Raw genomic sequence first — 9,363 nt, forward strand, 5'->3', positions numbered from 1 at the left:
CCTTGTCGGCCCGCCGCCGATCCCGTTAAAGTCGTGACCGTATCCCGGTATATATCCCAACAGGATCGCCATGCCCGCCCGTTCCGGACCCTCGCTGGGCGCCTACCTGCGGGATCGGCGCACCAAGCTCGATCCGGCCGCCCTCGGGTTCTCGGGCCGCCGTCGCACGCCGGGCCTGCGCCGGGAGGAGGTCGCCCAGCGCTCGAACATCAGCGCGACCTGGTACACCTGGCTGGAGCAGGGGCGTGGCGGCGCGCCCTCGGCGGACGTGCTGAACCGCATCGCCGCCGGGCTGATGCTGACCGAGCCCGAGCGCGAGCACGTCTTCATGCTGGCGCTGGGGCGTCCGCCCGAGGTCCGCTACCGGCCGCAGGAGGGGATCACGCCGCGCCTCCAGCGGTTGCTCGACACGCTGGAGGTCAGCCCGGCCCTGATCAAGACCGCGACCTGGGACGTCGTCGCCTGGAACCGCGCCGCCGCCGTCGTGATGACCGACTGGGAACCGCTGCCACCCGGCGAGCGCAACATCCTGCGCCGCATGTTCGGCGACCCGCGGGTGCGGACGGCGCAGCAGGATTGGGACAGCGTCGCCCGCTTCGTGGTCGGCGCGTTCCGGGCGGACGCGGTGAGGGCCGGCGCGGCCTCCGAGGTCGGCGAGCTGGTGGACGAGCTCTGCCGCACCAGCCCGGACTTCGCCGCCCTGTGGCGGGAGAACGACGTCCACGCCCACGGAGACGGGGTCAAGCGGCTCCGTCACCCCGTCCTGGGCCCGATCGAGCTGGAGTTCTCGGCCTTCGCCGTGGACGGAAGACCGGATCTCGGCATGATCGTCTACAACCCGATCACCCCGGAGGTCCGCGAGCAGATCCGTGCGCTCGTTCATGCGAAGCGGGGCGGGAGCGGCATCGATCGGCCGCCTTCGAAGGACGCGTAGTGGGTGCGGCGCGCATCGCGGGGACCGTTCATCCACGGCCGGACCTCGCGCTGCATCGGCGCGTGACAATCGCGCCGCCCCTGTCCGGAGACCGGCCCTGACGGCAGACCTCTCCGCCTCCGAGGCCCGTCGCATCGCCCTCGTCGCCCAGGGCTTCGCCGCGGGCCGGCGCGCGGGACCCGTCTCCGCCGCGCGGATGCGCAACGAGATCGGCCGGCTCGGCCTGCTTCAGATCGACAGCGTGAACGTGCTGGTGCGGGCCCAGTACCTGCCGCTGTTCTCGCGCCTGGGCCCCTACGAGCGTGGGCTCCTCGACGCCCTGGCGGCCGACCGGCCGAAGCGGTTCTTCGAATATTGGGGGCACGAGGCCTCGCTCCTGCCGGTCGACCATCACCCCCTGCTGCGCTGGCGCATGGCCCGGGCCCTCGCCGGCCGCGGCCTATGGCGGCGGCTCGAACCCTTCGCCGGGGACAGGCGCGGCGAAGCCGAAGCCCTCCTCGCCCGCATCGAGACGGAGGGGCCGCTGGCCGCCTCCGACGTCGCGGGCAACCGGGCCTCGCAGGGCATGTGGGTGTGGAGTGCGGCCAAGCACGCGCTCGAATGGCTATTCTGGGCCGGCCTCGTCGCCTCGACGCACCGTCGCGGCAGCTTCGAGCGCGTCTACGACCTGCCCGAGCGCGTGCTTCCGCGCGCCGTCCTCGCGCATCCGACCCCGAGCGGCATCGACGCGCGGCGGGAGCTGATCGCACGCGCGGCGCGGGCGCTCGGCATCGCGACGGCGCAGGACCTGCGCGACTATTATCGCCTCGCGCCTGCCGATGCGCACCTGCCGATCGCGCAGCTGGTCGAGGACGGCACGCTGGTTCCGGCCCGGGTCCGCGGCTGGCCGCAGCCGGCCTACCGGCACAGGGAGGCGCGGCTCGGCCGACGGCTCGACGGCGCCGCGCTCCTGTCGCCCTTCGATCCGCTGATCTGGCACCGGCCGCGGACCGAGCGGCTGTTCGGCTTCCGCTATCGGCTCGAGATCTACACGCCCGCTCACCAGCGCGAGCACGGCTACTACGTCCTGCCCTTCCTGATGGACGGCGCGCTCGTCGCCCGCGTCGACCTGAAGGCGAACCGCAGGATCGGCGTGCTGATCATCCAGCGCGTGCACCTGGAGCCCGATGCGCCCCCCGGCACCATGGACCGGCTGCTCGGGGAGCTCCGCCTGACGGCGGCGTGGCTGGACCTGGCGAGCCTCGCCGCCGCGCCGGCGGCCGGCGCGACCGGCCTGCCCATCGCGGCCGCCGGCGAGCCCGACCCGCCGTCGATCGAACCGGGAGCGAACGAAGCCTCGGGCTGAGCGATCGCCGCGAGATCGTGCGGCGGCGCCGCTCGCCCCGCGTTCGGCACGGCTGCGATGCGGCACGGACGCTCAACTCCGCCGGACTCGGGCGCCAGCCTCAGGGACGGGCGGGGGAGGCGGGGCGCGGCGTCGCCAGCGCCGTGCCGAGGTCGATGGCGAGCGCCAGCACCATCGCGGACGTGCCGAGCGCGAACAGCAGCGTGTAGTTGCCCGCCGTGTGCGCAAAGACGAAGGACAGCCCGTAGGCGGCGCCGGCCTGGAACAGCGCGAACGTTACGGTGGCGACGCTCCAGGCCGCCTTCTGCCGCTCCGGCTCCCCGGGCAGGAACTCGCCGATGCGGCCGAGCATGAGCGGCACGGTTCCGGTGACGAAGGCGCCGACCGCGACGCTCGACAGGATCAGCCACGACGGGCCGAGGCCGAGGGCCGGAATCGCGATCGCGCCGGCCTCGACCAGGAAGGCGAGCCGGAGCGCGGGACCGAAGCCGGTCCGGTCGGCGAGGTGCCCGACGAGGATCGGGCCGACCGTCGCGCCGAGCCCGAACAGCACCCAATAGTGCGATCCGGCCTGGATGCCCTGCCCGAGGCCGCGCGCAACGAGGTCGACGAGGAAGAGCATGTGCGGCACCCACGCGGCCGCGTTGAGCGCGTATTCCGCGTAGAGCGCCCGCAGCGCCGCCCGGCCTGGCGCGCGCGACGGCTCGGCACCGGCAACCGGCCGAACTGCCGCCGGAGCCTCGGACGGCCAGCCCCGCCAGCCGATGACGGTGAGCAGGCAGGAGAGCGCGCCGAGGCCGAACCAGGCCTGCTGCAACCCGCCGCGCAGGAGGAGCGGGACGAGCGTCCCCGACGCCGCGATGCCGACGCCGATGCCCATGAAGATCAGGCCGCCGGCCAGGCCGCGCTTGCCCGGCGGCACGTGCGGAAGCACGGCGGGCGCGGCCAGCACCATCAGCGCGCCTCCGGCAAAGCCCGACGCGAAGCGCCAGGCGAAGAACCACGCGACGTTCAGCGGGTAGGCGCAGGCGAAGAACGCCGCGGTCGCCACCACCATCATCGCGCGGAGCACCACGGGAACGCGGGTGCGGGCGGCGAGCGGCCGCCCGAGCAGGGCGCCGGCGAGATAACCCGCAAGGTTGGCCGCCCCGAGATAGGCCGCGGTCGAGGCCTCGAACCAGCCGCCGTCGATGATCGCCGGAAGCAGCGGCGTATAGGCGAACCGCGCGAGCCCGATCCCGATCAGGCTGGCGCAGGAGGCCGAGGCGACCGCGCGCCGGGCCGTCCGTCTGTCGTCGGCGCCGGCGCGATCGCCGTGCGGAAGCGTTCGAGGCCGGGCAGGCGTCGGCAAGGCCATGGGACGAGGTTCCCGCCGTTCGGTCCGAGAGTGCAGGGCGCCGACGTGAAAGCCGGCTTGGCGACAGGAACGGTCCTACGCCGTGGCGAATTCGAGGCGCACGCCGCCCGGCATCGTGCCGATGAAGTGGTGCGTCTCGGACCCCTTCCGCATCGGGCCGGGCGCGAACTCGATCGTCGTCCCCGGATGGCCGCGCACCCGGTCGTAGGCGGCGGCGAGCGCCGCGCGGTCGGCGACCTTGAGGGCGAGGTGATGCAGCCCGACGTTGGCGCGGCGGTCGAACGGCACCGCGGCCTCCGGATCGGCGATCCGCCACAGCGTCACGAGGATCGCGCCGTCGGAGACGAACACGGCGGGGTAGGACGGCACGCCGCCGTCGACGCGCCAGCCGAGCGCGTCGACGAAGAAGCGCTCGGCCGCATCGAGGTCCGGCACGGCGAGGCCGACATGATGCACGCCACGGGTCGACGGCTCGGTCATGCGGAGGCTCCCTTGAGGCGCGCCAGCTCGGCGCGCAGGTTCGCGTTCTCGATGAGCAGCGGCCCGAGCTCGGCCTCGATCTCGGCGCGCGTGAAGCGCGGCGCGATGAATTGCGGGCAGTTCCAGTCGAAGCCGACCACGTCGATCACGAACGCGGCCACGGCCGGCGGCGCCGCGGGATGCGAGACCCGCGCGACGAGATCGGGATCCTCGGCCGCCGCGACGATGCGCGCGTGGCCGATGAGCTTGAGCCGGCGTTGGGCCGGATAGTCCATCGCGAACAGGGCCACCCGGCCGCGCTCGATCACGTTGCCCTGCGAGATGTACTGCCGGTTGCCGGGATAGTCGGCGAATCCGATCCGGTTCTCGCCCAGCGACCGGACGAAGCCGGCCGGCCCCCCGCGATGCTGGATGTAGGGCCAGCCCTCGGGGCCGACGCTCGCCAGGTAGACGCTATCGCGCGCCTGCAGGAAGGCGTGCTCGCGCTCGGTCAACGCATCGCGCCCGTCGGCGGACGCGGCCTCCCGCCTGGCGTAGCTGGCGCGGGAGCCGGCGCGCGCCTGGAGCGTGCGCGCCGTCTCGCCGAACAGGTGGTGGAAGTAGGTACCGGGCATGCCGGAGAGGTAGCGGCTTCACGCGGCGGCGATAATCCATCACCTTCGCAGTTCAGAATTTCGTTTTCGGGAATGATCGCGTGGACCGCTTCGCGGCGCTGACCACCTTCGTCGCGGTGGCCGAGCGGGGCGGCTTCAAGGCCGCCTCCCGCCACCTCGGCCACTCGCCGCCCGCGGTGACGCGGACCATCGCCGCCCTCGAGCGGCATCTCGGCGTGCCGCTGTTCCGGCGCTCGACCCGCAGCGTGGCGCTGACCGAGGAGGGCGCCGCCCTCCTGGATCGCGCCCGCGAGATCCTGATGCGGCTGCAGGATGCCGAGCACGTCGTGATGGGGCGCCAGGCGGCGCCGCACGGCGAGCTGCAGATCACGGCGCCGGTCGTCTTCGGCCGGCTGCACGTCCTTCCCGTGGTGGCGGACCTGCTCGCCCGGCACCGGCCGGTGTCGGCGCGCCTGATGCTGCTCGACCGGAACATCCGGCTGGTCGAGGAGGGGATCGACGTGGCGGTCCGCATCGGCGAGCCGCGCGACAGCCGCCTCAGGTCGGTCGCCCTCGGCACGGTGCGGCAGGTCATCGTCGCGAGCCCGGCCTACTGCGCCGCGCGCGGGCGGCCGGCCGACCCGAAGGCGCTCGCCGAGCACGACATCATCGCCGGCGACAACGTCCGAACCGGCTCACACTGGCGCTTCGGCCCGCGGTCGCAGGGCGTCGCCGTCGCGCCGCGGCTGACCGTGACCTCGATCGATGCCCAGCTGGCCGCCGCCGCGGCCGGGCTCGGGCTCGCGAACGTCCTCAGCTACCAAGCGGCCGAGGGCCTCGCCGCGGGCCGATTGTGCAGCGTGCTCGACGCGCACGCGCCGCCGCCCGTGCCGATCCACCTGCTGTTCGACGCCAGCCGCGCGCACCTGCCGAGCGTCCGCCTGTTCATCGAGGCCATGCGCGCCCGCGCGCGGAGCGGCGCCTGGGGGTGAGTCCGGAGGCCGCCCGGACCGCGTCGTCCGTCGTTTGAAGTCTTTGAGCTGACCGCAGGACCGTGGCTCGAACGCGCCCCGAGGAATCAGAGCCCCGCAAAGCGCATCGAAGACCTGAGCGGCCGGCCTGGGCGAGCCCCGTCCTCCGGAAGTGGATGCGGCAGTGCTGCCAGGTTGCGCTCATCACCTGGGCCACCGATGCCTTGATGCCCTCGTGGGCGTCCGAGATCACCGGCTTGACCCCGCGCAGCCCCCGCCGGGCGAGCTTGCGGAAGGCTGTCCCGAACGTCTCGGCCTCGGAGGGGCCGACATCCATGCCGCGCACCTCGCGCCGGCCGTCGGTGCTCACGATCACCGCCGCCGAGACGATCAAGAAAGCCGGGAAGCACGCCCCCCTATGCAACTTCGGGATGCGCAGTTCGACGGTCCCGGCGCGCGTCTGCCAGTCCCGGTCACGATAGCCGTTGCGCTGGACCAGCCGCACACCCCGATGGTTCCGAGTGCCCTGGTCGGCAGGGATCCTCGGCGATCTTCGCGCCGCCGGCGTGCGGCCGTCCCCGCTCGCCATCCTGTGCGAGGCGACCGACGACGGACCGACCGATGCGGACCGTGAGCATCTTGGTCGACGAACTCGCTGCCGGCCCTGGGCTCGATCACGTCGCATGACGACCGGCGCCATCGAGAGGAAGGCCGCGACGACGGCCCTGACTCCGAATCGGAAGTCAGGGCCCGGAGCTTATCGCAGCGTCGGCGACTCACCGGTCTTGAGATGACGCTCGTCCCCCTCCGGTCCGCCGAGCGACACGTGCGAGTTCAGTCGATCGAGGTGCTCGAAGACGTGCTCGAAGGCATTCGTCACGGCCTGCTCGAAGGAGCCGTCGCCTTTGCCCTGCGCGGCCTTCAAAGCGCTGAGCAGTTCTTGATGCTTGTGGGTGTCGCTCGACATGCTGCTCTCCCGCCGGACCTCATGCCGGCAGGAAGGCCAAGCCCTGCAGATGATCGCGGTTCCCCGTCACGGTGCACGACCAAGCCGTCGCCGACCTCATCGTGCGAGACCCTCGACCACAGCAAGAGAGGAGTAGGCGCAGAAGGCTGGGACCGTGGGGAGGAAGAACCGCGATCGGGGTCATTCGGAGTGCGTGCGCGCGCCGGGATCGAGGTTTTGGCCAGCCCTTGATGTCGGGTCCGCATCCCGATCCCCTTCTGAGATCGTGGATTGGAGGGCCGAGAAATGGCTCAGGACACCGCTCGAAGACCAACGCCTCGTATCGGGAAGGACCGCGGTGCTCCGTCGCCGCATCGAGGCCGCGAGCATCGATCCTGACTTGGTCGATCCGCGGGAAATTCCGCCCGGCATCGCGATCGACAAGTCCGCCACGGCCTTCCATGAAGAACCTGGGCCAGAGCGCATCCCTGGCAGCATGGTGCTCAACCGTATCACCACGCCGTGGGATCAAACACCTAGTCTGCGACGACCACCCTCAATGATCCGAGGCTGAGTTCTTCCGCCATGTCGCCCAGGACGGCGCGGACGCTGATGAGGCCCGTGCTCAAGATCTCGAAAGGCGAGAGGATCAGGCTCGCCGACGCCACGATGTATCGCGGCGCCGTGCTGCCGGATTCGAGCGCGGAGACGAGCTTCCGCTGCTCGGCGATGGGCGGCGTCTCCACCGGCTCCTCGATGATCGGATCCTCGAGGCCGGGCACGTAGCAGCGTAGCAGGACGGAGGAGAGCGGGTGCTCGGCCGACGAGATCACATGCGTATGGATGCAGAACTTCGGCAGGATGAACGGCATGTCCGGAGAGGCGAACATGACCGAATTGTAGCACCCGATGAAGCTCAGCTTTCCGCCCACCTCGTTACGAATGTCGTCGCAGAAGATCGAGAATCCATGGCGCTTCATGTGGAGGCGCTTTTCTGCCTCGCCTGCCGAGGTCGCACGTGGATCTGGCGGCTGGGCGGCAGCGTCGACGTCAGGGTGCGCGAAACGCCGACCAGGGTCGGTGCGCGAGACATCGCCGTGGACACTTCCGGGGGAGAGTTCTGGCCCGCCTGCCGCTCGACCTTGCGGATCTCGAAGACGATCTCGCGATCCAGGGCCCAAGCCAGATCGGCGATCAGTCGAAGCGAGAGCTGGTGATGCCCGGAAAGCTGGCCGTTGATGACCGAGCGCTCGAGAAGGAGCTTGTCGGCGACGGATTGGATGGAGGCGCCCGATGCCGTGCGTTCTTCCAGCAAGGCCTGGAGCAGCTCGCTGCGCACGCGACCGATCAGGCGTCCCGCCGATCGGGACCGGCCGTTGGTCCTAAAATGATATGACGTCACTCGGCGCCCCCCCCATCCCGCAAAGATCTTCTTTGATCCCCATCTCGCGTCGCATCCGCCGAATTTCGAGGCGATAGCCGCGATAGAGATCATGATCTTTTACGCGATCAGCAAAATCTCCAAAAACACATACGAAGCAGTCTCTTGCCGGGAACCAGCCGAATATTCGAACGTCTACGGTCTTTAATTCCCATACAGGATTTTTTTCGACTTTGACACAACGAAATTCCCGGCGATGAGCCAAGAAGCCGCCCGTCGAATATCGGTGAAAGAGGTCGTCGATCTGTTCGAGTGGTGTCGTTTCGGCTCCGCTTGGCGACGGTTCTTGCTGGCGTACTTGCCCATCTAGCCATCGCACGAAGTCTTGGGTGCCGAACAGCCGCCTGTTCGGCAGTTCGCGTGGACCAAGGACGGCTTCTAGCCGCACAATCCCTTGGTCTGCAAGAAGGTTCTCAAGCGTGTCCACCTGAATCACACGTTTCGCGAAAATCGCATTGATTTAGCTTAGGGAACGCCGCCTACACGAGCCGCGATCTTCAGACGCCGGGAATCCGCTCCGCACTCTAGCGTGGATGTGGAAGGTCCGAAGCGCGTTTGACGACCGTTGCCCCGAGACGGCCATCAAACGGAATAGGTCGCATCAAGTCACGATTCGGACGGACAAAATCGTCGATACACGATCGTGGTCATGAAATCTCAGCGCGAGCGGCCGGTCTGCGAGATCACGGCGACATTGCCCTGCCCTTGCTGATAGAGCGCGGCGACGTTTCCCATGCCGGTCTGCGAGACCATGCCATTGTTATGGTCAGCCCCCATTGAAGTGGTCCGCCCTTTGGTATGGCTTTTGAGCCTGGAGGACGGACAAGATGGCAAAGCCCCCGAAGCCCGAGGAGATCGTCGCGAAGCTACGTCAGGCAGACGTGCTGATCTCACAGGGCCAGAGCGTGGCCGATGCAATCCGCACGCTCGGCGTGAGCTCAGTGACATACTCCCGGTGGCGGCGTGAGTTTGGCGGCCTGAAGTCGGATCAGGTTCGTCGGATGAAGAGTCTTGAGACCGAGAATGCTCGGCTTCGAAAAGCCATCGCCGATTTGACGCTGGACAAGCTGATCCTGCAGGAGGCGTCCCGGGGAAGACGTCTCGAGCCCCGCGCGCGCCGGATCGTTCAAGGCCCACAGAATGATAGGGGTCGCGGCCGAGGCTGCGAGCGCCGAGGGCGACGAGTAGCGCAGGGCGAAGGCGAGGCCGAGCCAGATCGCCGCGAAGGCGAGCAGCGCCGGCGGGCTTAGGGCGAGCAGCACCCCGAGGAAGGTCGCGACGCCCTTGCCGCCCCTG

Annotated in this window: 10 protein-coding genes and 3 pseudogenes; 4 read left to right on the plus strand and 9 right to left on the minus strand. The window is 69.8% G+C overall.

What is annotated here, in order from left to right:
* The first annotated feature begins 70 nt into the window (after positions 1-70).
* A complete protein-coding gene (locus tag MKK60_RS26350; RefSeq protein WP_243989079.1) occupies positions 71-934 on the plus strand; it encodes a helix-turn-helix transcriptional regulator in 864 nt (287 codons plus the stop codon).
* A gap of 196 nt (positions 935-1,130) precedes the next feature.
* Complete coding sequence (locus MKK60_RS26355) at positions 1,131-2,279, plus strand: winged helix-turn-helix domain-containing protein (protein WP_243989080.1); 1,149 nt, start codon at positions 1,131-1,133, stop codon at positions 2,277-2,279.
* Between the two features lie 100 nt (positions 2,280-2,379).
* Here the strand turns inward: MKK60_RS26355 and MKK60_RS26360 are convergent, their stop codons facing one another.
* The 3 genes from MKK60_RS26360 to MKK60_RS26370 all read right to left on the minus strand — a co-directional run bounded on the left by MKK60_RS26360 (position 2,380) and on the right by MKK60_RS26370 (position 4,730).
* Positions 2,380-3,636: a YbfB/YjiJ family MFS transporter gene (locus tag MKK60_RS26360; protein ID WP_243989081.1), complete on the minus strand. Its 1,257-nt coding sequence runs from the start codon at positions 3,634-3,636 to the stop codon at positions 2,380-2,382.
* A gap of 75 nt (positions 3,637-3,711) precedes the next feature.
* On the minus strand, positions 3,712-4,116 hold the full coding sequence (locus MKK60_RS26365) for a VOC family protein (RefSeq protein WP_243989082.1): 405 nt from the start codon (positions 4,114-4,116) through the stop codon (positions 3,712-3,714).
* Entirely contained in the window at positions 4,113-4,730 is a 618-nt protein-coding gene (locus MKK60_RS26370; protein WP_243989083.1) for a pyridoxamine 5'-phosphate oxidase family protein, read from the minus strand. Before MKK60_RS26370 ends, MKK60_RS26365 begins: the two co-directional genes overlap by 4 nt.
* An 80-nt stretch (positions 4,731-4,810) precedes the next feature.
* Between MKK60_RS26370 and MKK60_RS26375 the strand changes: the two genes are divergently transcribed.
* Positions 4,811-5,701, plus strand: coding sequence for a LysR family transcriptional regulator (locus MKK60_RS26375; RefSeq protein WP_243932412.1), 891 nt, complete (start codon positions 4,811-4,813; stop codon positions 5,699-5,701).
* Between the two features lie 106 nt (positions 5,702-5,807).
* Here MKK60_RS26375 and MKK60_RS26380 read toward each other — a convergent pair.
* The 5 genes and pseudogenes from MKK60_RS26380 to MKK60_RS26400 form a co-directional block, all read right to left on the minus strand.
* A pseudogene (locus MKK60_RS26380) lies at positions 5,808-6,182 on the minus strand (transposase); the annotation flags it as partial.
* 255 nt (positions 6,183-6,437) lie between these two features.
* Entirely contained in the window at positions 6,438-6,647 is a 210-nt protein-coding gene (locus MKK60_RS26385) for a hypothetical protein (protein ID WP_147727535.1), read from the minus strand.
* 515 nt (positions 6,648-7,162) lie between these two features.
* Positions 7,163-7,606, minus strand: a complete 444-nt coding sequence (locus MKK60_RS26390) for a hypothetical protein (RefSeq protein WP_147843975.1) — start codon at positions 7,604-7,606, stop codon at positions 7,163-7,165.
* Entirely contained in the window at positions 7,603-7,965 is a 363-nt protein-coding gene (locus MKK60_RS26395) for an XRE family transcriptional regulator (protein WP_243989084.1), read from the minus strand. Before MKK60_RS26395 ends, MKK60_RS26390 begins: the two co-directional genes overlap by 4 nt.
* A 43-nt stretch (positions 7,966-8,008) precedes the next feature.
* On the minus strand, positions 8,009-8,494 hold the full coding sequence (locus tag MKK60_RS26400; RefSeq protein ID WP_243989085.1) for a hypothetical protein: 486 nt from the start codon (positions 8,492-8,494) through the stop codon (positions 8,009-8,011).
* 400 nt (positions 8,495-8,894) lie between these two features.
* On the opposite strand from MKK60_RS26400, the pseudogene MKK60_RS26405 reads away from it, so the two are divergent.
* Positions 8,895-9,188, plus strand: a pseudogene (locus MKK60_RS26405) (transposase); the annotation flags it as partial.
* Here the strand turns inward: MKK60_RS26405 and MKK60_RS26410 are convergent.
* A pseudogene (locus MKK60_RS26410) lies at positions 9,171-9,363 on the minus strand (glycerol-3-phosphate acyltransferase); the annotation flags it as partial. The pseudogenes MKK60_RS26405 and MKK60_RS26410 sit on opposite strands and share 18 nt — an antisense overlap.

The sequence above is a fragment of the Methylobacterium sp. J-092 genome, assembly GCF_022829325.1.
Lineage (GTDB): Bacteria > Pseudomonadota > Alphaproteobacteria > Rhizobiales > Beijerinckiaceae > Methylobacterium.

Bases quoted from the DNA above. Each gene is read 5' to 3' on its own strand.
- MKK60_RS26350 (WP_243989079.1), top strand. From the start codon at position 71: ATGCCCGCCCGTTCCGGACCCTCGCTGGGCGCCTACCTGCGGGATCGG.
- MKK60_RS26385 (WP_147727535.1), bottom strand. From the start codon at position 6,647: ATGTCGAGCGACACCCACAAGCATCAAGAACTGCTCAGCGCTTTGAAG.
- MKK60_RS26355 (WP_243989080.1), top strand. From the start codon at position 1,131: ATGCGCAACGAGATCGGCCGGCTCGGCCTGCTTCAGATCGACAGCGTG.
- MKK60_RS26365 (WP_243989082.1), bottom strand. From the start codon at position 4,116: ATGACCGAGCCGTCGACCCGTGGCGTGCATCATGTCGGCCTCGCCGTG.
- MKK60_RS26390 (WP_147843975.1), bottom strand. From the start codon at position 7,606: ATGAAGCGCCATGGATTCTCGATCTTCTGCGACGACATTCGTAACGAG.
- MKK60_RS26370 (WP_243989083.1), bottom strand. From the start codon at position 4,730: ATGCCCGGTACCTACTTCCACCACCTGTTCGGCGAGACGGCGCGCACG.
- MKK60_RS26360 (WP_243989081.1), bottom strand. From the start codon at position 3,636: ATGGCCTTGCCGACGCCTGCCCGGCCTCGAACGCTTCCGCACGGCGAT.